Here is a 417-nt window from a genome sequence, read left to right on the forward strand (position 1 = left end):
CCCGACTACGCCGCGGTGACGATCTCGCTCAAGGGTATCGGCGAGGTGCCGGGCGATGCGACCGACAGCCAGATGGAAGCGGTCGCCGACATTGCCGAGAAATATGCCTTCGACGAGCTTCGCGTCAGCCACGAGCAGAACCTGATCCTGCCGCATGTGGCGCGTGCCGACCTCAAGGCGGTCTATGACGCGCTGGTCGACATCGGGCTGGCGACGGCTAACTCCAACCTGATCTCGGACATCATCTCGTGCCCGGGCCTCGATTATTGCGCGCTGGCGACGGCACGCTCGATACCGATCGCACAGGAAATCTCGCGCCGCTTCGCCTCGCTGGAGCGGCAGCGCGAGATCGGCGAATTGAAGCTGAAGATCTCCGGCTGCATCAATGCCTGCGGCCATCACCATGTCGGCCACATC

Annotated in this window: 1 pseudogene; it reads left to right on the top strand. The window is 63.5% G+C overall.

Annotation, left to right across the window (positions count from 1 at the left end):
• A pseudogene (locus X744_RS0139335) lies at nucleotides 1–417 on the top strand (nitrite/sulfite reductase); the annotation flags it as partial.

This window comes from Mesorhizobium sp. LNHC252B00, assembly GCF_000502955.1.
GTDB lineage: Bacteria > Pseudomonadota > Alphaproteobacteria > Rhizobiales > Rhizobiaceae > Mesorhizobium.